The organism is Enterobacter cancerogenus (assembly GCF_019047785.1).
Taxonomy (GTDB): domain Bacteria; phylum Pseudomonadota; class Gammaproteobacteria; order Enterobacterales; family Enterobacteriaceae; genus Enterobacter; species Enterobacter cancerogenus.
Genome location: NZ_CP077290.1, coordinates 3,144,571 through 3,164,460, shown reverse-complemented (window position 1 = coordinate 3,164,460; position 19,890 = coordinate 3,144,571). Strand labels below are relative to the sequence as shown.

36 protein-coding genes are annotated in these 19,890 nt (G+C 50.9%); 5 read left to right on the top strand and 31 right to left on the bottom strand.

What is annotated here, in order from left to right:
- Positions 1-52: 52 nt before the first annotated feature.
- The 5 genes from def to mscL all read left to right on the top strand — a co-directional run bounded on the left by def (position 53) and on the right by mscL (position 4,830).
- Positions 53-562, top strand: coding sequence for a peptide deformylase (gene def, locus I6L58_RS14975; protein WP_042322199.1), 510 nt, complete (start codon positions 53-55; stop codon positions 560-562).
- 25 nt (positions 563-587) lie between these two features.
- Positions 588-1,535 (top strand): methionyl-tRNA formyltransferase, encoded by a 948-nt coding sequence (fmt, locus tag I6L58_RS14970; protein WP_042322201.1) that lies wholly within the window; start codon positions 588-590, stop codon positions 1,533-1,535.
- 52 nt (positions 1,536-1,587) lie between these two features.
- Positions 1,588-2,874 carry a 16S rRNA (cytosine(967)-C(5))-methyltransferase RsmB gene (gene rsmB / locus I6L58_RS14965; protein WP_088209516.1) on the top strand — a complete coding sequence of 429 codons (1,287 nt, stop codon included), beginning with the start codon at positions 1,588-1,590 and terminating at the stop codon, positions 2,872-2,874.
- Positions 2,875-2,896: 22 nt separating this feature from the next.
- Positions 2,897-4,273 (top strand): Trk system potassium transporter TrkA, encoded by a 1,377-nt coding sequence (gene trkA / locus I6L58_RS14960; RefSeq protein WP_006178908.1) that lies wholly within the window; start codon positions 2,897-2,899, stop codon positions 4,271-4,273.
- Positions 4,274-4,416: 143 nt separating this feature from the next.
- Positions 4,417-4,830 carry a large-conductance mechanosensitive channel protein MscL gene (mscL, locus tag I6L58_RS14955; protein WP_088209517.1) on the top strand — a complete coding sequence of 138 codons (414 nt, stop codon included), beginning with the start codon at positions 4,417-4,419 and terminating at the stop codon, positions 4,828-4,830.
- On the opposite strand, the gene I6L58_RS14950 is transcribed toward mscL, so the two are convergent.
- The 31 genes from I6L58_RS14950 to rpsJ form a co-directional block, all read right to left on the bottom strand.
- Positions 4,831-5,046, bottom strand: a complete 216-nt coding sequence (locus tag I6L58_RS14950) for an alternative ribosome-rescue factor A (RefSeq protein ID WP_006178910.1) — start codon at positions 5,044-5,046, stop codon at positions 4,831-4,833.
- Positions 5,047-5,103: 57 nt separating this feature from the next.
- On the bottom strand, positions 5,104-5,529 hold the full coding sequence (gene zntR / locus I6L58_RS14945) for a Zn(2+)-responsive transcriptional regulator (RefSeq protein ID WP_006178911.1): 426 nt from the start codon (positions 5,527-5,529) through the stop codon (positions 5,104-5,106).
- A gap of 2 nt (positions 5,530-5,531) precedes the next feature.
- On the bottom strand, positions 5,532-5,900 hold the full coding sequence (locus tag I6L58_RS14940; protein WP_088209518.1) for a DnaJ family domain-containing protein: 369 nt from the start codon (positions 5,898-5,900) through the stop codon (positions 5,532-5,534).
- A gap of 107 nt (positions 5,901-6,007) precedes the next feature.
- A complete protein-coding gene (gene rplQ / locus I6L58_RS14935) occupies positions 6,008-6,394 on the bottom strand; it encodes a 50S ribosomal protein L17 (protein ID WP_001216372.1) in 387 nt (128 codons plus the stop codon).
- Positions 6,395-6,434: 40 nt separating this feature from the next.
- Positions 6,435-7,424, bottom strand: coding sequence for a DNA-directed RNA polymerase subunit alpha (locus I6L58_RS14930; RefSeq protein WP_002919219.1), 990 nt, complete (start codon positions 7,422-7,424; stop codon positions 6,435-6,437).
- Positions 7,425-7,449: 25 nt separating this feature from the next.
- The gene (gene rpsD / locus I6L58_RS14925) at positions 7,450-8,070 is read right to left on the bottom strand and encodes a 30S ribosomal protein S4 (RefSeq protein ID WP_004868345.1); all 621 of its coding nucleotides are present in this window, start codon (positions 8,068-8,070) and stop codon (positions 7,450-7,452) included.
- A 32-nt stretch (positions 8,071-8,102) separates the two neighbouring features.
- Positions 8,103-8,492 (bottom strand): 30S ribosomal protein S11, encoded by a 390-nt coding sequence (gene rpsK, locus I6L58_RS14920; RefSeq protein WP_003863312.1) that lies wholly within the window; start codon positions 8,490-8,492, stop codon positions 8,103-8,105.
- Between the two features lie 16 nt (positions 8,493-8,508).
- On the bottom strand, positions 8,509-8,865 hold the full coding sequence (gene rpsM, locus I6L58_RS14915; protein ID WP_003863308.1) for a 30S ribosomal protein S13: 357 nt from the start codon (positions 8,863-8,865) through the stop codon (positions 8,509-8,511).
- A gap of 146 nt (positions 8,866-9,011) precedes the next feature.
- A complete protein-coding gene (gene rpmJ / locus I6L58_RS14910) occupies positions 9,012-9,128 on the bottom strand; it encodes a 50S ribosomal protein L36 (protein ID WP_000868187.1) in 117 nt (38 codons plus the stop codon).
- 31 nt (positions 9,129-9,159) lie between these two features.
- Positions 9,160-10,491 (bottom strand): preprotein translocase subunit SecY, encoded by a 1,332-nt coding sequence (gene secY, locus I6L58_RS14905; protein ID WP_003863305.1) that lies wholly within the window; start codon positions 10,489-10,491, stop codon positions 9,160-9,162.
- 7 nt (positions 10,492-10,498) lie between these two features.
- A complete protein-coding gene (rplO, locus tag I6L58_RS14900; protein ID WP_003863304.1) occupies positions 10,499-10,933 on the bottom strand; it encodes a 50S ribosomal protein L15 in 435 nt (144 codons plus the stop codon).
- Positions 10,934-10,936: 3 nt separating this feature from the next.
- A complete protein-coding gene (gene rpmD / locus I6L58_RS14895) occupies positions 10,937-11,116 on the bottom strand; it encodes a 50S ribosomal protein L30 (RefSeq protein WP_003863301.1) in 180 nt (59 codons plus the stop codon).
- A 6-nt stretch (positions 11,117-11,122) separates the two neighbouring features.
- A complete protein-coding gene (gene rpsE, locus I6L58_RS14890; protein ID WP_003863299.1) occupies positions 11,123-11,623 on the bottom strand; it encodes a 30S ribosomal protein S5 in 501 nt (166 codons plus the stop codon).
- A gap of 14 nt (positions 11,624-11,637) precedes the next feature.
- Positions 11,638-11,991, bottom strand: a complete 354-nt coding sequence (gene rplR / locus I6L58_RS14885; RefSeq protein WP_003863297.1) for a 50S ribosomal protein L18 — start codon at positions 11,989-11,991, stop codon at positions 11,638-11,640.
- A 9-nt stretch (positions 11,992-12,000) separates the two neighbouring features.
- Complete coding sequence (rplF, locus tag I6L58_RS14880; protein WP_006178917.1) at positions 12,001-12,534, bottom strand: 50S ribosomal protein L6; 534 nt, start codon at positions 12,532-12,534, stop codon at positions 12,001-12,003.
- A gap of 12 nt (positions 12,535-12,546) precedes the next feature.
- Positions 12,547-12,939: a 30S ribosomal protein S8 gene (gene rpsH / locus I6L58_RS14875; RefSeq protein WP_006178918.1), complete on the bottom strand. Its 393-nt coding sequence runs from the start codon at positions 12,937-12,939 to the stop codon at positions 12,547-12,549.
- Between the two features lie 30 nt (positions 12,940-12,969).
- Positions 12,970-13,275: a 30S ribosomal protein S14 gene (rpsN, locus tag I6L58_RS14870; protein ID WP_003863291.1), complete on the bottom strand. Its 306-nt coding sequence runs from the start codon at positions 13,273-13,275 to the stop codon at positions 12,970-12,972.
- 14 nt (positions 13,276-13,289) lie between these two features.
- Entirely contained in the window at positions 13,290-13,829 is a 540-nt protein-coding gene (rplE, locus tag I6L58_RS14865; RefSeq protein WP_001096206.1) for a 50S ribosomal protein L5, read from the bottom strand.
- A 14-nt stretch (positions 13,830-13,843) separates the two neighbouring features.
- Positions 13,844-14,158, bottom strand: a complete 315-nt coding sequence (gene rplX, locus I6L58_RS14860) for a 50S ribosomal protein L24 (protein ID WP_006178919.1) — start codon at positions 14,156-14,158, stop codon at positions 13,844-13,846.
- Positions 14,159-14,168: 10 nt separating this feature from the next.
- On the bottom strand, positions 14,169-14,540 hold the full coding sequence (gene rplN, locus I6L58_RS14855) for a 50S ribosomal protein L14 (protein ID WP_006178920.1): 372 nt from the start codon (positions 14,538-14,540) through the stop codon (positions 14,169-14,171).
- 166 nt (positions 14,541-14,706) lie between these two features.
- The gene (gene rpsQ, locus I6L58_RS14850; RefSeq protein WP_006178921.1) at positions 14,707-14,961 is read right to left on the bottom strand and encodes a 30S ribosomal protein S17; all 255 of its coding nucleotides are present in this window, start codon (positions 14,959-14,961) and stop codon (positions 14,707-14,709) included.
- On the bottom strand, positions 14,961-15,152 hold the full coding sequence (rpmC, locus tag I6L58_RS14845) for a 50S ribosomal protein L29 (RefSeq protein WP_003863282.1): 192 nt from the start codon (positions 15,150-15,152) through the stop codon (positions 14,961-14,963). The genes rpsQ and rpmC overlap by 1 nt, the downstream gene beginning before the upstream one ends.
- Positions 15,152-15,562 carry a 50S ribosomal protein L16 gene (gene rplP, locus I6L58_RS14840; protein WP_002919759.1) on the bottom strand — a complete coding sequence of 137 codons (411 nt, stop codon included), beginning with the start codon at positions 15,560-15,562 and terminating at the stop codon, positions 15,152-15,154. The genes rpmC and rplP overlap by 1 nt, the downstream gene beginning before the upstream one ends.
- Positions 15,563-15,574: 12 nt before the next feature.
- Positions 15,575-16,276: a 30S ribosomal protein S3 gene (rpsC, locus tag I6L58_RS14835; protein ID WP_000529945.1), complete on the bottom strand. Its 702-nt coding sequence runs from the start codon at positions 16,274-16,276 to the stop codon at positions 15,575-15,577.
- Between the two features lie 17 nt (positions 16,277-16,293).
- Positions 16,294-16,626 carry a 50S ribosomal protein L22 gene (rplV, locus tag I6L58_RS14830; protein ID WP_002919773.1) on the bottom strand — a complete coding sequence of 111 codons (333 nt, stop codon included), beginning with the start codon at positions 16,624-16,626 and terminating at the stop codon, positions 16,294-16,296.
- A gap of 14 nt (positions 16,627-16,640) precedes the next feature.
- Positions 16,641-16,919, bottom strand: coding sequence for a 30S ribosomal protein S19 (gene rpsS, locus I6L58_RS14825; protein WP_001138117.1), 279 nt, complete (start codon positions 16,917-16,919; stop codon positions 16,641-16,643).
- Between the two features lie 16 nt (positions 16,920-16,935).
- Positions 16,936-17,757, bottom strand: coding sequence for a 50S ribosomal protein L2 (gene rplB / locus I6L58_RS14820; RefSeq protein ID WP_008457150.1), 822 nt, complete (start codon positions 17,755-17,757; stop codon positions 16,936-16,938).
- 17 nt (positions 17,758-17,774) lie between these two features.
- On the bottom strand, positions 17,775-18,077 hold the full coding sequence (gene rplW / locus I6L58_RS14815; protein WP_000617546.1) for a 50S ribosomal protein L23: 303 nt from the start codon (positions 18,075-18,077) through the stop codon (positions 17,775-17,777).
- Entirely contained in the window at positions 18,074-18,679 is a 606-nt protein-coding gene (gene rplD, locus I6L58_RS14810) for a 50S ribosomal protein L4 (protein WP_003031119.1), read from the bottom strand. The genes rplW and rplD overlap by 4 nt, the downstream gene beginning before the upstream one ends.
- Positions 18,680-18,689: 10 nt before the next feature.
- Positions 18,690-19,319: a 50S ribosomal protein L3 gene (gene rplC, locus I6L58_RS14805; RefSeq protein WP_006178923.1), complete on the bottom strand. Its 630-nt coding sequence runs from the start codon at positions 19,317-19,319 to the stop codon at positions 18,690-18,692.
- A 32-nt stretch (positions 19,320-19,351) separates the two neighbouring features.
- Positions 19,352-19,663, bottom strand: coding sequence for a 30S ribosomal protein S10 (rpsJ, locus tag I6L58_RS14800; RefSeq protein ID WP_001181005.1), 312 nt, complete (start codon positions 19,661-19,663; stop codon positions 19,352-19,354).
- Positions 19,664-19,890: the final 227 nt, after the last annotated feature.

Here is a 19,890-nt window from a genome sequence, read left to right as displayed (position 1 = left end):
CTAGAATAGAGTTATTAATCTTATCAACTCCTGAACACGACTCTGGAAATTTATGGCAGTTTTGCAAGTGTTACATATTCCGGACGAGCGCCTTCGCATCGTCGCTGAACCGGTTAAAGAAGTGAATGCAGAAATTCAGCGTATCGTCGATGATATGTTCGATACCATGTACGCCGAAGAGGGCATTGGCCTTGCGGCAACGCAGGTAGACATTCACAAGCGTATTATCGTGATTGACGTTTCTGAAAATCGCGACGGCCGCCTGGTGCTGATTAACCCTGAACTGCTGGAAAAGAGTGGCGAAACGGGCATTGAGGAAGGCTGCCTGTCTATTCCAGAACAACGTGCTTTGGTCCCACGCGCCGAGAAAGTAAAAATTCGCGCACTCGATCGTGAAGGCAAGCCGTTCGAGCTGGAAGCAGACGACCTGCTGGCAATTTGTATTCAGCACGAGATGGATCATCTGGTCGGTAAACTGTTTATCGATTACCTCTCCCCACTGAAACAGCAGCGTATTCGTCAGAAAGTCGAGAAACTGGATCGTATGCGCTCTCGCGCGTAATATCCCCCCGGATACAAGGATCAACGTGTCTAAAACACTACGCATTATCTTCGCGGGAACGCCTGATTTTGCAGCGCGTCATCTGGACGCGCTGTTATCTTCTGGTCACAACGTTGTTGGCGTCTTCACCCAACCGGATCGTCCAGCAGGTCGTGGTAAAAAGCTCATGCCAGGCCCGGTGAAAGCCCTGGCCGAAGAACATGGCCTCCCGGTTTTCCAGCCCGCCTCTTTACGTCCTGAAGAGAACCAGCAGCTGGTCGCTGACCTGAATGCCGATGTGATGGTCGTCGTGGCTTACGGTTTAATTCTGCCTAAAGCTGTGCTTGATATGCCGCGTCTCGGGTGCATCAACGTACACGGTTCACTGCTGCCACGCTGGCGCGGTGCGGCGCCGATTCAGCGTTCGCTATGGGCGGGTGATGCAGAAACCGGTGTGACCATCATGAAGATGGACGTAGGTTTAGACACCGGTGACATGTTGTATAAACTGTCGTGCCCTATTACCCCAGAAGATACCAGCGCCACGCTGTACGATAAGCTGGCAGAGTTGGGTCCACAGGGCCTCATCAAGACCCTGGAGCAGCTTGCTGAAGGCACCGCAAAGCCTGAAGTTCAGGATGAAGCGCTGGTGACTTACGCCGAAAAACTCAGCAAAGATGAAGCTCTGCTTGACTGGGCGCTTCCTGCGGCTCAGCTAGAGCGTTGCATACGCGCCTTCAACCCCTGGCCAATGAGCTGGATGGTCATTGACGATCAGCCGGTGAAAGTCTGGAAGGCCTCGGTGATAGAGAGCCATGTGCAGGCCGCTCCGGGGACGATCGTTGAGGCAAATAAACAGGGTATCCAGGTCGCCACGGCAGAGGGCATTTTGAATCTTGAGTCACTGCAGCCGGCTGGCAAGAAAGCGATGAGTGTGCAGGATCTGCTCAATTCCCGGCGTGAATGGTTTATCCCTGGCAATCGTCTTGCCTGAGCAAATTAATTCTTAAGGCCCGGAGTTTCCGGGCATTTTTATTTCTACGGTTATGAAAAAACAAAATTTACGCAGTATGGCGGCACAGGCCGTTGAAAAAGTTATTGAGCAGGGCCAGTCACTGAGCAATGTCCTGCCACCGCTGCAACAAAAAGTCTCTGATAAAGATAAGGCGCTGCTGCAGGAGCTGTGCTTTGGTGTGCTTCGCACGTTGTCTCAGCTTGAATGGATGATTAGCCAACTGATGGCACGCCCCATGACCGGCAAACAGCGTAGCGTGCATTATTTGATTATGGTGGGATTCTATCAGCTCCTGCATACCCGCATTCCCCCTCATGCTGCGCTTGCCGAAACGGTGGAAGGCGCCATTGCGATTAAGCGTCCTCAGCTTAAAGGATTGATTAACGGGGTACTGCGCCAGTTCCAGCGACAGCAGGAGGAACTTGTAGCTGAGTTCGCCCAGACTGAGAAGCGTTTCCTTCATCCTGACTGGCTGCTGAACCGCCTGAAAAAAGCCTATCCAACGCAGTGGCAAACCATTGCAGAGGCCAATAATCAACGCCCTCCAATGTGGCTTCGCGTGAACCGCACTCATCATAAGCGCGATGAGTGGCTGGCGTTGCTGGAAGAGTCAGGAATGAGCGGATTCATCCACGAAGCTTACCCGGATGCCGTGCGTTTAGCCTCCCCTGCCCCGGTAAACGCCTTGCCTGGGTTTGAAGAGGGCTGGGTGACCGTACAGGATGCTTCTGCACAAGGCTGCATGACCTGGCTTGAACCAAAAAACGGTGAGAAGATCCTCGATCTCTGTGCTGCACCCGGCGGCAAAACAACGCATATTCTGGAAGTTGCGCCGCAGGCCGACGTTCTCGCCGTTGACGTCGATGAGCAGCGCCTGTCACGCGTCTATGACAACCTGAAGCGTTTAGGCATGAAGGCCCAGGTTAAGCAAGGCGATGGCAGAACACCCGCAGACTGGTGTGGCAACACGCAGTTCGATCGCATTTTGCTTGATGCTCCCTGCTCTGCAACGGGCGTTATCCGTCGTCATCCCGACATTAAATGGCTGCGCCGCGATCGTGACATCAAGGAACTGGCTCAACTGCAGTCCGGCATCCTCGATGCTATCTGGCCGCACCTGAAAGCTGGCGGAACCCTGGTATATGCAACCTGCTCCGTACTTCCCGAGGAAAACAGTCAGCAGATTGCCGCCTTCCTTAAACGTACGCCTGACGCAGCGCTGCATGATACGGGCACGCCTGAACAGCCGGGACAGCAGAACCTGCCTGGCGCTGAAGAGGGTGATGGCTTCTTTTACGCTAAGCTAATCAAAGAGTGATGTTGAGAACAGGTCACGAAATATGAAGATTATCATTCTGGGTGCAGGACAGGTTGGCGGGACGCTGGCGGAAAATCTTGTCGGCGAAAATAACGACATCACCATTGTCGATACAAACGGCGAACGCCTGCGCGTTTTACAGGACAAATTTGACCTGCGCGTTGTGCAAGGACACGGTTCACATCCCCGCGTCCTGCGTGAGGCGGGTGCTGACGATGCCGACATGCTGGTTGCCGTAACCAGTTCTGACGAAACCAATATGGTTGCATGCCAGGTGGCCTATTCGCTTTTCAACACGCCAAACCGAATCGCCCGCATACGTTCTCCGGACTATGTGCGGGATGCAGAAAAGCTGTTTAATTCAGAAGCGGTACCTATCGATCATCTTATCGCGCCGGAACAGCTGGTTATCGACAGCATTTATCGCCTGATCGAATACCCGGGCGCTTTGCAGGTGGTCAACTTTGCCGAAGGTAAAGTCAGTCTTGCCGTTGTTAAGGCTTATTACGGTGGCCCGCTGATAGGCAATGCGCTGTCCACGATGCGCGAGCACATGCCACATATTGATACGCGTGTCGCCGCCATTTTCCGTCACGACCGGCCAATCCGTCCGCAAGGCTCTACGATTGTTGAAGCGGGCGATGAAGTCTTCTTTATCGCGGCATCACAACATATCCGCGCGGTGATGAGTGAGCTTCAGCGTCTTGAAAAACCCTATAAGCGCATCATGCTGGTCGGCGGTGGCAACATCGGTGCAGGACTTGCCCGACGTCTTGAGAAAGATTACAGCGTAAAACTGATCGAGCGCGATCAACAGCGCGCCTCCGAACTCGCGGAAAAATTACAAAATACGATCGTATTTTTCGGCGATGCATCGGATCAGGAGTTGCTGGCGGAAGAGCATATCGATCAAGTTGATCTGTTCATTGCGGTGACCAACGACGATGAAGCGAACATTATGTCCGCTATGCTCGCGAAACGTATGGGGGCCAAAAAGGTGATGGTGCTTATTCAGCGCCGTGCCTACGTTGACCTTGTACAGGGCAGCGTCATTGATATCGCGATTTCTCCACAGCAGGCGACGATTTCCGCCCTGCTGAGCCATGTGCGTAAAGCTGATATCGTGGGTGTTTCATCACTTCGTCGTGGGGTGGCTGAAGCCATTGAGGCCGTCGCGCATGGCGATGAAACTACCTCACGCGTTGTCGGCCGTTCCATCGATGAAATTAAGCTCCCACCGGGAACAATCATCGGTGCCGTAGTCCGTGGAAATGACGTCATGATCGCCAATGATAATTTACGTATCGAACAAGGCGACCATGTAATTATGTTCCTTACGGATAAGAAATTTATTACCGACGTTGAACGGTTATTCCAGCCAAGCCCATTCTTCCTTTGATATCAGGGGGTTCATTATTGAGCCCCTCATTTAACCCTCTCATCTCTAAGCCTTTTATTTTTCATAGCGAATATTTATCACCAATGGCAAATGGCTAATCATTTGTTAAACTTATAGGCGTCAGGTGGTTCAAGGAGAAAATAATGAGTTTTATTAAAGAATTTCGCGAATTTGCGATGCGCGGGAATGTGGTGGATTTGGCGGTGGGTGTCATTATTGGTGCGGCGTTCGGTAAGATCGTTTCATCTTTAGTTGCCGACATTATTATGCCACCTTTAGGGTTGCTGATCGGCGGCATCGATTTTAAACAGTTTGCCGTTACGCTTCGCGAGGCTCAGGGAGATATTCCTGCCGTCGTAATGCACTACGGCGTGTTCATCCAGAATGTGTTTGATTTTGTGATTGTGGCGTTCGCCATTTTTATGGCCATCAAGCTCATCAACAGGCTTAACCGTAAAAAAGAAGAACCTACAGCTGCGCCTGCAGCACCGTCCAAAGAAGAAGTGTTGCTGAGTGAAATCCGTGATTTGTTAAAAGAGCAGAATAACCGCTCTTAATCAGCACCAAAAAGCCGGAAGGCCAGTGGTAAATAAGCGAATCGCTTGCTTGCCACTGGCCTCCCAGTTACCTCGTTTTGCATGTTTATCTTTACGCAGATAGCTCCCTTTTCCTTTTTTACCCTTCTCAACACGCTGCCTGAAAAGCGGATCGTGAAGCAGTGCCTCAATGGCGTTATCCTTAATTTGTCCTTTGGTATGCTGATAGCGGCTCATAATCTCTCCTGAGCATGGTTAATGACGACGGGAGTCTAGTCCCGGACTGGCTAAAAATCAACATCCCTGCGGCTCCCCAGTAGCCCCTTGCTCGAGCGTTTCCAGAATGGAACAATACACGCTGCTGTGCGCGGTACCGCAGCACGCATCATTCAGCCGTTGCAGTGAACGCTGCATGGTCTGCAACTCCTGAATACGTGCTTCAACCTCATCCAGCCTTGCCTGGACAATACTTTTAGATTCCTGACAGGTGTGATGTTCAGGATCGATGCGGATCGATAACAGTTCGCGGATCGATTCCAGCGAAAATCCGAGCTGACGCGCGTACCGAATAAAGCGCAAACGCTGGAGATCGTTATCCGTATAGAGACGGAACCCCCCCTCAGTTCGCACTTCATGATCTATCATCTGCTGCTTCTCGTAATAGCGGACAGTGTCCGGCGTTACGTTTGCGAGCCTGGCAAGTTCACCAATACGATACATGCTTATTCCTCGTCTAATTTTTGCCTGATACTTTCGTAATAGTCACCCTGCAAAAAGTCGGTGCTCATTCCCGCCTGCCGTAGTCTGAGCCCGATTACTCTCAATCGGCGACTTATTTCCTGATGCCGCGGATCGTCCTTACGAATGCCCTTGAGCAGGTCAGTCAGTTCGACAGCTTCTTTGCGCTGTTCCAGTTCGGGAGGTAAACAGCCTGCGTTTTTCAGTAATCGGTATCCGGCTCGCAGATCGGCAGGAATGTGCGAATCATCATCCAGCACTAAGGGCGTGCCGCTACCCGGGAGATTATCGAATTCACCTTTTCGTTGGGCATCGCAGATATGGCGTTCTGCCCATTGGTCCAGCAACCACATGTTGAACTCCACGCAGTGGACATAAAAGATACAGGTATAGCAGAGAAGTGGGGATCCTGCGGATATAAAAAAACCCGCCGAGGCGGGTTTTTTTACGTTACTACAGATTACTCTGCAGCAGCTTCTGCTTTAGATTCTGAACGATCAACCAGCTCGATGTAAGCCATCGGCGCGTTGTCGCCTGCACGGAAGCCACACTTCAGAATACGAGTGTAACCACCGGCACGGCTCGCGAAACGCGGGCCCAGTTCGTTAAACAGTTTTGCCACGATCTCGTTATCACGAGTACGGGCGAATGCCAGACGACGATTAGCAACGCTGTCAGTCTTGGCAAGAGTAATCAGCGGCTCAACTACGCGACGCAGCTCTTTCGCTTTAGGCAGGGTCGTCTTGATGATCTCATGACGAACCAGTGAACCTGCCATGTTGCGGAACATAGCCTGGCGATGGCTGCTGTTGCGGTTCAGTTGACGACCACTCTTACGATGGCGCATGACCTTATCCTTCTCAGTAAAACCTTAACCTGTGATCCGGTTACTCGTCAGCAATGCTTGCCGGTGGCCAGTTTTCCAGGCGCATGCCCAGAGACAGACCACGTGAAGCCAGCACGTCTTTAATCTCGGTAAGAGATTTTTTACCCAGGTTTGGCGTTTTCAGCAACTCAACCTCGGTACGCTGTACCAGATCACCGATATAGTGGATAGCTTCTGCCTTGAGGCAGTTAGCAGAGCGGACAGTCAACTCGAGATCGTCAACAGGGCGCAGCAGGATCGGATCGAATTCTGGTTTCTCTTCTTTCACTTCCGGCTGACGTACATCACGTAAGTCAACGAAAGCTTCCAGTTGTTCTGCCAGGATGGTTGCCGCACGACGAATCGCCTCTTCAGGATCGATTGTGCCGTTGGTTTCCATTTCGATGACCAGCTTGTCCAGGTCGGTACGCTGTTCTACACGCGCTGCTTCAACATTGTAGGCAATACGCTCTACAGGGCTGTAGCATGCGTCGACCAGCAGACGGCCGATTGGGCGCTCATCTTCTTCCGAATGAATTCGGGCAGAAGCCGGCACATAACCACGACCGCGCTGAACTTTGATACGCATGCTAATCGCTGCGTTCTCATCGGTCAGGTGGCAGATCACGTGCTGCGGCTTGACGATTTCAACATCACCGTCGTGGGTGATGTCGGCTGCAGTCACAGGGCCAATGCCAGATTTATTCAGAGTAAGAATAACTTCATCTTTACCCTGAACTCTCACCGCCAGCCCTTTCAGGTTGAGCAGGATTTCAAGGATATCTTCCTGAACGCCTTCTTTGGTGCTGTACTCATGAAGTACACCATCAATCTCAACCTCGGTCACCGCGCAACCCGGCATCGATGAGAGCAGAATACGGCGCAGTGCGTTACCCAGAGTATGGCCAAAGCCACGCTCTAAAGGCTCAAGGGTCACCTTGGCGTGCGTCGAACTCACTTGCTCGATATCTACCAGGCGCGGTTTTAGAAACTCTGTCACAGAACCCTGCATTGTGTCCTCTCTTTGGTACTAAGCTTTACTTGGAGTAAAGCTCGACGATCAGGTGTTCGTTAATGTCCGCAGACAGATCAGAACGTTCCGGCTGACGCTTGAACGTACCTTCCATCTTGCCAGCATCAACTTCCAGCCAGGTTGGCTTTTCACGCTGCTCAGCCAGCTCCAGAGCGGCCTTCACGCGAGATTGCTTTTTCGCTTTCTCACGAATGCTAACAACGTCATTCGCTTTAACCTGATAAGAAGCGATGTTAACAACACGACCGTTTACCATGATTGCTTTATGGCTAACCAGCTGGCGTGATTCAGCACGAGTCGCGCCGAAGCCCATACGGTATACAACGTTGTCCAGACGACCTTCCAGCAGGGCCAGCAGGTTTTCACCTGTGTTGCCTTTCAGACGTGCTGCTTCTTTATAGTAGTTACGGAACTGACGCTCCAGCACACCGTACATACGGCGAACTTTTTGCTTTTCACGCAACTGCACACCATAGTCAGACAGACGCGGTTTACGCGCACCGTGCTGGCCAGGAGCTTGTTCAATTTTACACTTGGTATCGATCGCGCGAACGCCAGACTTAAGGAATAAGTCGGTGCCCTCACGACGGCTCAGCTTGAGCTTAGGACCCAAATATCTTGCCATTTTCTATCTCCAACTAACCTAAAAAACGAGCGTTATACGCGACGTTTTTTCGGCGGACGACAACCGTTATGAGGGATCGGAGTCACATCAGTAATATTCGTGATGCGGAAACCAGCGGCGTTCAGAGCGCGAACAGTAGATTCACGACCCGGACCCGGACCTTTAACCATAACTTCCAGATTCTTGATGCCGTATTCTTTTACGGCTTCAGCGCAACGCTCTGCTGCAACCTGAGCTGCGAACGGAGTGGATTTGCGAGAACCACGGAAACCGGAACCACCGGCTGTTGCCCAACCCAATGCGTTACCCTGACGATCAGTAATAGTAACGATGGTGTTGTTGAAAGAAGCATGGATATGAGCCACGCCGTCAGAGACTTGTTTTCTTACACGTTTACGTGCACGAACTGGTGCCTTTGCCATTATTCAATCACCCCGATTATTTCTTGATCGGTTTGCGCGGACCCTTACGGGTACGTGCGTTGGTCTTAGTACGCTGACCGCGCACTGGCAGACCACGACGATGACGCAAACCGCGATAGCAACCAAGATCCATCAGGCGCTTGATGCTCATGCTGATTTCACGGCGCAGATCACCTTCAACGACAAATTTGGCAACTTCGTCACGCAGCGTGTCGATTTGTTCTTCAGACAGCTCACTGATCTTAACATCTTCAGCGATACCCGCTGCAGCCAGAATGGCTTTGGAACGGGTCTTGCCGACGCCGTAGATCGAAGTTAATGCGATCACAGCATGTTTCTGATCAGGAATGTTAATGCCTGCTATACGGGCCACTATGCACTCCTACTATTTAATATGTACGCACCATGCTGAAAAGCCCGTTTTCAGGATACTCAAATGGAAACGTACAGACATACAAAAGATTGGCTGGCTAATCTAGCCAGCTCAACCCAACTTTGCAAGAAAAATATGCGAAATAATCAGCCTTGGCGCTGTTTATGCTTCGGCTCGGCACTGCAAATCACACGGATGACACCATCACGCTTAACGATTTTGCAGTTACGGCATAATTTCTTGACGGAAGCACGAACTTTCATTTTTACTCTCCGTAACTTCTCAGGCGACCAATTAGCGGCCGTAGCCTTTCAGGTTCGCCTTCTTCAATGCAGACTCATACTGACTGGACATCATCAGAGTTTGCACTTGAGCCATAAAGTCCATAATCACGACAACAACGATAAGCAACGAGGTCCCACCGAAGTAGAACGGCACTTTCATTGCATCACGCATGAACTCCGGGATCAGGCAGATAAAAGTAATATAAAGCGCACCAACCAAAGTCAGGCGAGTCATTACTTTATCGATATACTTCGCCGTTTGCTCTCCCGGACGAATTCCTGGTACAAATGCACCGGACTTCTTCAGGTTATCTGCTGTTTCACGCGGGTTGAAGACCAACGCCGTGTAGAAGAAACAGAAGAAGATGATCGCAGACGCATAGAGTAACACATAAAGTGGTTGCCCAGGCTGCAAATACAGCGAAATTGTTGTCAGCCAGTTCCAACCAGTACCGCCCCCGAACCATGACGCGATGGTCGCCGGGAACAGAATAATACTGGAAGCGAAGATAGCCGGGATAACCCCCGCCATATTCACTTTCAGCGGTAAATGTGTGCTCTGTGCAGCATAGACACGACGACCCTGTTGACGTTTAGCGTAGTTCACCACAATGCGGCGTTGACCACGTTCCACGAAGACAACAAAGAACGTCACTGCAAATACTAATACTGCAACCAACAGCAACAGGAGGAAGTGCAGGTCGCCTTGACGCGCTTGCTCGATAGTGTGGGCGATGGCCGGCGGGAGACCCGCAACGATACCGGCGAAGATAATGATCGAGATACCGTTACCGATACCACGCTCAGTAATCTGTTCGCCGAGCCACATCAGGAACATCGTTCCTGTGACCAGACTTACAACAGCGGTGAAATAGAATGCAAAGCCTGGGTTTAACACCAGACCCTGCATACCAGGCATATTCGGAAGACCGGTAGCAATACCGATCGACTGGAATATTGCCAGCACCAGAGTACCGTAGCGGGTGTACTGACTAATCTTACGACGTCCAGACTCCCCTTCTTTCTTCAACTCTGCCAGGGCCGGATGAACGACCGTCAGCAGCTGGATAATAATCGATGCCGAAATATACGGCATGATACCCAGAGCAAAGATAGAAGCACGGCTGAGAGCACCACCAGAGAACATGTTAAACATTTCAATGATGGTGCCTCGCTGTTGCTCAAGCAGTTTGGCAAGTACAGCGGCATCGATACCAGGGATCGGAATAAAAGAGCCAATACGGAACACAATCAGCGCGCCGATAACAAACAGCAGTCTGCGTTTCAGCTCGCCAAATCCACCTTTGGCACTTTGAAAATCTAATCCCGGTTGCTTAGCCATCTGCTACTTATTCCTCAATTTTACCGCCAGCAGCTTCGATAGCAGCACGAGCACCTTTAGTAACACGCAGGCCACGAACAGTTACCGGAGTAGAAACTTCACCAGCCAGGATCACTTTCGCGAACTCGATCTGGATACCGATAATGTTTGCTGCTTTCAGCGTGTTCAGGTCTACAACGCCGCCTTCAACTTTCGCCAGGTCAGACAGACGGATTTCCGCTGTGATCGCTGCTTTGCGAGAGGTGAAGCCGAACTTCGGCAGACGACGGTACAGTGGCATCTGACCACCCTCGAAACCGCGACGTACGCCACCGCCAGAACGAGAGTTCTGACCTTTGTGACCACGACCACCGGTTTTACCGAGGCCAGAACCGATACCACGACCCAGGCGTTTACCCGCCTTTTTAGAGCCTTCGGCCGGAGACAGAGTATTTAAACGCATCTCTTACTCCTCAACTTTAACCATGAAGTAAACCGCGTTGACCATACCACGAACAGCGGGAGTATCCTCGCGCTCAACGGTATGTCCAATACGACGCAGACCCAGGCCAAGCAGCGTTGCCTTGTGTTTCGGCAGACGACCGATTGCACTGCGGGTTTGAGTGATTTTAATAGTCTTTGCCATGGTCAATTACCCCAGAATTTCTTCAACGGATTTACCACGCTTGGCAGCGACCATTTCTGGAGAATTCATATTTTCCAGGCCATCAATAGTTGCACGAACCACGTTGATCGGGTTGGTGGAACCATATGCTTTAGCCAGAACGTTATGAACTCCAGCAACTTCCAGAACGGCGCGCATTGCACCACCGGCGATGATACCGGTACCTTCTGAAGCTGGCTGCATGAATACACGAGAACCCGTGTGAACACCTTTAACCGGGTGTTGCAGGGTGCCGTTGTTCAGCGCGACGTTAATCATATTGCGACGGGCTTTTTCCATCGCTTTCTGGATCGCTGCTGGAACTTCACGCGCTTTACCGTAACCAAAACCAACGCGACCGTTACCATCACCAACTACAGTCAGAGCTGTGAAGGAGAAAATACGACCACCTTTAACGGTTTTAGATACGCGGTTAACCGCGATCAGCTTTTCCTGCAGTTCGCCAGCCTGTTTTTCGATGTGAGCCATCTTACACCTCTACCTTAGAACTGAAGGCCAGCTTCACGGGCAGCATCTGCCAGTGCCTGGACACGACCATGATATTGGAACCCGGAACGGTCAAAGGAAACATTGCTGATGCCTTTTTCCAGAGCGCGTTCTGCAACAGCTTTACCTACAGCTGCAGCGGCGTCTTTGTTACCGGTGTACTTCAATTGTTCTGAGATAGCTTTTTCTACAGTAGAAGCAGCTACCAGAACTTCAGAACCGTTCGGTGCAATTACCTGTGCGTAAATATGACGCGGGGTACGATGTACCACCAGGCGAGTTGCACCCAGCTCTTTGAGCTTGCGGCGTGCGCGGGTCGCACGACGGATACGAGCAGATTTCTTATCCATAGTGTTACCTTACTTCTTCTTAGCCTCTTTGGTACGCACGACTTCGTCGGCGTAACGAACACCCTTGCCTTTATAAGGCTCAGGACGACGGTAGGCGCGCAGATCTGCTGCAACCTGACCGATCAGCTGTTTATCAGCGCCTTTCAGCACGATTTCAGTTTGAGTCGGACATTCTGCAGTGATACCGGCCGGCAGCGGATGCTCAACAGGGTGTGAGAAGCCCAGAGACAGGCCTACTGCATTCCCTTTGATCGCTGCACGATAACCTACACCAACCAGCTGAAGCTTTTTAGTGAAGCCTTCGGTAACACCAACAACCATTGAGTTCAGCAGGGCACGCGCGGTACCAGCCTGAGCCCATCCATCCACGAAACCATCACGTGGACCGAAGGTCAGAGCGTTATCTGCATGTTTAACTTCAACAGCATTGTTGAGGGTACGAGTCAGCTCGCCGTTTTTACCTTTGATCGTAATAACCTGACCGTCGATTTTTACATCAACGCCGGCAGGAATAACGACCGGTGCTTTAGCAACACGAGACATTCTTTCCTCCGATTAGGCTACGTAGCAGATAATTTCGCCACCAAGACCAGCCTGGCGCGCTGCACGATCAGTCATAACACCTTTAGAGGTAGAAACAACCGCGATACCCAGACCAGCCATAACTTTAGGCAGCTCATCTTTTTTCTTATAGATGCGCAGGCCTGGGCGGCTGACACGCTGAATGCTTTCTACAACAGCTTTACCCTGGAAATACTTGAGAGTAAGTTCCAGTTCCGGCTTGGTGTCGCCTTCAACTTTAAAATCTTCGATAAAACCTTCTTCCTTCAGCACGTTGGCAATTGCCACTTTCAGCTTGGCGGAAGGCATGGTGACCGCAACTTTGTTCGCGGCCTGACCGTTACGGATACGGGTCAGCATATCCGCGATCGGATCTTGCATGCTCATCTGTCTTTACTCCCGTGATTCAATTGGTAATTACCAGCTAGCCTTTTTCAAGCCTGGTACTTCACCGCGCATGGCGGCTTCACGCAGTTTGATACGGCTCAACCCAAACTTGCCCACATAACCATGTGGACGACCTGTTTGACGACAGCGGTTACGCTGACGAGACGGGCTGGAATCACGCGGCAGAGACTGCAGCTTGAGAACCGCATTCCAACGATCTTCGTCGGAAGCGTTCACATCAGAAATGATCGCTTTCAGTTCAGCGCGTTTAGCGAAGAATTTATCAGCTAAAGCTACGCGTTTTACTTCGCGTGCTTTCATTGATTGCTTAGCCATTCAGTAACCCTACCTTACTTGCGGAACGGGAAGTCAAAGGCAGCCAGCAGAGCACGGCCTTCTTCATCAGATTTCGCAGTAGTGGTAATGGTAATATCCAAACCACGCACGCGGTCGACTTTATCGTAGTCGATTTCTGGGAAGATGATCTGCTCACGGACACCCATGCTGTAGTTACCACGACCGTCGAAAGACTTAGCGGACAAGCCACGGAAGTCACGGATACGTGGAACAGCAATAGTGATCAGGCGCTCAAAGAACTCCCACATGCGTTCGCCACGCAGAGTTACTTTACAGCCGATCGGATAGCCCTGACGGATTTTGAAGCCTGCAACAGATTTGCGTGCTTTGGTGATCAGCGGTTTTTGACCGGAGATTGCTGTCAGGTCAGCTGCTGCGTTATCCAGCAGTTTCTTGTCAGCGATCGCTTCACCAACACCCATGTTCAGGGTGATCTTCTCGACCCGAGGGACTTGCATGACAGAATTGTAGTTAAACTCAGTCATGAGTTTGTTAACTACTTCGTCTTTGTAGTAATCATGCAGTTTCGCCATCGTACTACTCCAAATTACTTGATAGTTTCACTTGTAGATTTGAAGAAACGGACTTTTTTGCCGTCTTCGAATCTAAAGCCTACACGGTCAGCCTTGCCGGTAGCCGCATTGAAGAGAGCAACGTTAGAAACCTGAATAGCAGCTTCTTTTTCAACGATGCCACCTGGTTGGTTCAGGGCCGGAACCGGCTTCTGATGTTTCTTAACCAGGTTGATACCTTCAACGACGAGTTTGCCGGAAGACAGAACATTTTTTACTTTACCGCGTTTACCTTTATCTTTACCGGTTAACACGATAACTTCGTCATCACGACGGATTTTCGCTGCCATGATTCGCTCCTTAGAGTACTTCTGGTGCCAGAGAGATAATTTTCATGAACTTTTCAGTACGAAGTTCACGAGTTACCGGCCCAAAGATACGCGTGCCGATAGGCTGCTCGCTGTTATTGTTCAAAATAACGCATGCATTACCATCGAAGCGAATGACAGAACCGTCAGGGCGACGAACACCCTTCTTGGTGCGCACCACTACCGCCTTCAGCACATCACCTTTTTTGACCTTACCACGTGGAATTGCTTCCTTGATGGTGATCTTGATGATGTCGCCTACGCCTGCGTAGCGACGGTGCGAGCCACCCAGAACCTTGATACACATTACGCGACGTGCACCGGAGTTGTCGGCGACGGTCAGCATAGTCTGTTCTTGGATCATTTTAGTGCTCCGCTAATGTCAACTACTACCTGAGACTCTAAAATCAGAGCCGTTAAAAAGCCCCATATCGAGGGCGCGGCATTATAACACCGCTTCTGCAATATGGGTAGAAAAAATAAACGGCTCATCGCTGAGCCGTTTATTCGTATTGAGAATGCGTACTCTATTACAGAACCGCTTTCTCTACAACGCGAACCAGCGTCCAGGACTTAGTCTTGGACAGTGGACGGCATTCACGGATTTCAACCTTGTCGCCGATACCACATTCGTTGTTCTCGTCATGTACGTGCAGTTTGGTCGTACGTTTGATGAATTTACCGTAGATCGGGTGTTTCACGAAACGTTCGATAGCAACAACCATGGATTTCTCCATTTTGTCGCTAACAACACGACCTTGCAGAGTACGGATTTTATCGGTCATTACGCACCCGCCTTCTGAGTCAGTAAAGTCTTAACGCGTGCAACATTGCGACGCACTTGCTTCAGCAGGTGAGTCTGTTGCAGCTGGCCACTTGCAGCCTGCATACGCAGGTTGAACTGCTCACGCAGCAGGTTCAGCAGCTCAGCGTTCAGCTCTTCAACGCTTTTTTCACGCAGCTCTTTTGCTTTCATTACATCACCGTCTTAGTTACAAAGGTGGTTTTGATAGGCAGTTTCGCTGCTGCCAGGCCGAAGGCTTCACGGGCCAGCTCTTCCGGAACACCGTCCATTTCATAAAGGACTTTGCCCGGTTGGATCAAGGCAACCCAGTACTCCACGTTACCTTTACCTTTACCCATACGAACTTCCAGTGGCTTCTCGGTGATCGGTTTATCCGGGAATACACGGATCCAGATCTTACCTTGACGCTTAACTGCACGGGTCATTGCACGACGTGCTGCTTCGATCTGACGTGCAGTCAGACGACCACGGCCAACAGCTTTCAGACCGAAAGTGCCGAAGCTAACATCCGTACCCTGCGCCAGACCACGGTTGCGGCCTTTGTGCACTTTACGGAATTTTGTACGCTTTGGTTGTAACATCAGCGACGCTCCTTATTTACGGCCTTTACGCTGCTGCTTTTTAGGTTGAGCAGCCGGTTTTTCCGGTTGTTCAACAGCAGCCATACCACCCAGGATCTCACCTTTGAAGATCCATACCTTAACGCCGATTACACCGTAAGTGGTGTGCGCTTCAGAGGTGTTGTAGTCGATGTCAGCACGCAGAGTGTGCAGCGGTACGCGACCTTCGCGGTACCATTCGGTACGTGCGATTTCCGCGCCGCCCAGACGGCCGCTAACTTCAACTTTGATACCTTTAGCGCCCAGACGCATTGCGTTCTGTACAGCACGCTTCATAGCACGACGGAACATAACACGACGTTCCAGCTGTGAAGTGATGCTGTCAGCAACCAATTTAGCGTCCAGTTCAGGCTTACGAACTTCAGCGATATTGATCTGTGCAGGAACGCCAGCGATATCCGCTACGACCTTGCGCAGTTTTTCTACGTCTTCGCCTTTCTTACCGATTACGATGCCAGGGCGAGCAGTGTGAATAGTCACACGGATGCTCTTAGCTGGACGCTCGATAACGATACGAGATACAGACGCTTTAGCCAGTTCCTTAGTCAGGTACTGACGTACTTTAAAATCGCTGTCCAGGTTGTCAGCGAATTCTTTGGTGTTCGCAAACCAGGTAGAGTTCCATGGTTTTACAATACCCAGGCGAATACCATTAGGATGTACTTTCTGACCCATTGCTAGTCTCCAGAGTCTCAGCGATCGGACACAACCACAGTAATGTGGCTGGTGCGCTTCAGGATGCGATCTGCACGACCTTTCGCACGCGGCATAATGCGCTTCATGCTTGGGCCTTCATCTACGAAAATTTTCGCGACTTTCAGATCGTCGATGTCAGCGCCATCGTTGTGTTCAGCGTTAGCAATGGCAGATTCCAGTACTTTCTTGACCAATACCGCAGCTTTCTTGTTGGTATAGGTCAGGATGTCCAGGGCCTGCGACACTTTCTTACCGCGAATCAGGTCAGCAACAAGGCGAACCTTCTGTGCAGAAGAACGAGCATGGCGATGTTGAGCTAAAGTTTCCATCTCTTCCTCCTACCTTATTTCTTCTTCGCTTTTTTATCAGCAGCGTGGCCGCGATAAGTACGAGTCGGTGCGAATTCACCCAGTTTGTGACCAACCATTTCGTCGGTAACAAAGACTGGAACGTGCTGACGACCATTATGGACAGCGATGGTCAAACCGATCATGTTAGGAAAGATCGTTGAACGACGGGACCAAGTGCGCAGGGGCTTCTTGTCTCCGCTTTCCACCGCTTTCTCTACCTTCTTCAGCAAGTGCAGGTCAATAAAAGGACCTTTCTTGAGAGAACGTGGCATGGCTTATCCTCTAAAATTATTTGCTACGGCGACGTACGATAAATTTATCAGTACGCTTGTTGCTGCGGGTCTTCTTACCTTTGGTCTGAACGCCCCACGGAGATACCGGGTGCTTACCAAAGTTACGACCTTCACCACCACCATGTGGGTGATCGACTGGGTTCATCGCAGTACCGCGAACGGTAGGACGAACACCACGCCAGCGTGCAGCACCTGCTTTACCCAGAACGCGCAGCATATGCTCAGCATTGCCAACTTCGCCCAGAGTAGCGCGGCAGTCTGCTTCGACTTTACGCATTTCACCAGAACGCAGACGCAGGGTGACATAAGCACCATCACGCGCAACGATCTGAACGTAAGTACCAGCGGAACGTGCCAGCTGACCGCCTTTACCTGGTTTCATTTCTACGTTATGAACGGTAGAACCAACCGGGATATTGCGCATCGGCAGGGTGTTACCTGCTTTGATTGCAGCATCAACGCCAGACTGAATCTGGTCGCCAGCTTTCAGGCCTTTAGGGGCCAGGATGTAACGGCGTTCGCCATCTTTGTACAGAACCAGCGCGATGTTCGCGGAACGGTTCGGATCGTACTCAAGACGCTCAACAACTGCTGGGATACCGTCTTTGTTGCGTTTAAAGTCAACAATACGATAAGCCTGCTTGTGGCCACCACCGATGTGACGAGTGGTGATACGGCCATTGTTGTTACGACCACCGGATTTGCTGTTTTTTTCCAGCAACGGAGCAAAAGGCTTGCCCTTGTGCAGCTCAGGGTTAACCACTTTAACTACGTGGCGACGACCCGGAGATGTCGGTTTACATTTAACAACTGCCATTGTATTACTCCTCCGACTTACTCAGCGCCGCCAACGAAGTCCAGGTTCTGGCCTTCCTTCAGGGTGACGTAAGCTTTTTTCCAGTCGCTACGACGACCGATACGCTGTCCGTGACGTTTAACTTTCCCTTTAACAACCAGGGTGTTAACGACTTCGACTTCGACTTCAAACAGTTTCTGCACAGCAGCTTTGATCTCTGCTTTGGTCGCGTCTTTAGCAACTTTGAGAACGATGGTGTTAGTTTTTTCCATCGCAGTAGACGCTTTTTCAGAAACGTGCGGTGCGCGAAGCACCTTCAGCAGACGTTCTTCACGAATCATGCCAGCATCTCCTCAACTTGCTTAACAGCATCAGCAGTCATTACGACTTTGTCGAAGGCGATCAGGCTAACCGGGTCGATACCAGTTGCATCGCGTACGTCAACCTTGTGCAGGTTGCGCGCAGCCAGGAACAGGTTCTCGTCCAGCTCACCGGTGATGATCAGCACATCTTCCAGAGCCATGTCTTTCAGTTTCTGTGCCAGCAGCTTAGTTTTAGGCGCTTCAACAGAGAATGATTCGACAACGATCAGACGATCCTGACGTACCAGTTCGGACAGAATGCTTTTCAGCGCGCCGCGGTACATCTTTTTGTTAACTTTTTGACTGTGGTCCTGAGGACGCGCAGCGAAGGTCACGCCACCTGAACGCCAGATCGGGCTCTTGATAGAACCTGAACGCGCACGGCCGGTACCTTTCTGGCGCCACGGCTTTTTGCCGGAACCAGTTACTTCAGCACGAGTCTTCTGAGCACGAGTACCCTGACGAGCACCAGCTGCATAAGCAACTACAACCTGGTGAACCAGCGCTTCGTTGAAATCACGACCGAAGGTAGTTTCGGAAACAGTCAGCGCGCTCTGCGCGTCTTTCAATACTAATTCCATTGCTATCCCCTTACGCCTTCACAGCTGGTTTAACGATCAGGTCGCTACCGGTTGCACCCGGAACTGCACCTTTAACCAGCAGCAGGTTGCGCTCAGCGTCAACACGTACTACGTCCAGGCTCTGAACGGTTACACGTTCGTTACCCAGCTGACCTGCCATTTTCTTGCCTTTGAACACTTTGCCCGGAGTCTGGTTCTGACCGATAGAACCCGGAACGCGGTGAGACAAGGAGTTACCGTGAGTAGCGTCCTGGGTACGGAAGTTCCAGCGCTTAACGGTACCAGCAAAACCTTTACCTTTAGAGGTACCGGTTACGTCAACTTTTTTAACGTCAGCAAACAGCTCAACGCTAATATCCTGACCTACGGTGAACTCTTCGCCTTCAGCAAGACGGAATTCCCACAGACCACGGCCAGCTTCAACGCCAGCTTTAGCGAAGTGACCCGCTTCTGGTTTGGTTACACGGTTAGCTTTTTTAGCACCAGTGGTCACCTGAACAGCGCGGTAGCCATCGTTAGCCAGATCTTTAACCTGAGTAACGCGGTTTGCTTCAACTTCGATTACGGTTACTGGGATTGAAACGCCATCTTCAGTGAAGATGCGGGTCATGCCCACTTTTTTACCGACTAAACCAATCATTGTATCAACCTCTCAATCGCTCGATGACCTGATTAACCCAGGCTGATCTGCACGTCTACACCGGCAGCCAGATCCAGACGCATCAGAGCATCAACGGTTTTCTCAGTTGGCTCAACGATGTCAACCAGACGCTTGTGAGTGCGGATTTCGTACTGATCACGCGCGTCTTTGTTAACGTGCGGAGAGATCAGAACGGTAAAGCGCTCTTTGCGGGTCGGCAGCGGGATCGGACCACGGACTTGCGCACCAGTGCGCTTAGCAGTCTCGACGATTTCCGCGGTTGATTGATCGATCAGACGATGATCAAACGCTTTAAGGCGGATACGGATTCTTTGGTTCTGCATGAGACCAGAGCTCCAATTATTTTATAAACGAAAATGATTACTCCTCAAACCCATTACGATTGATGGGAGAGTGTAACCGTTCTTACGTAGCTCCCCAATTGGGAGCATTGTTGAGCAACAAAATGAGTCACTCCGGTTCTGATTGAACCCGCCGTCAATTACGACAAGCCCGCGCATTATACGTAAATATGCGCAAGACGCAAGTGTCGTTTAGAAAATAAGCGCCA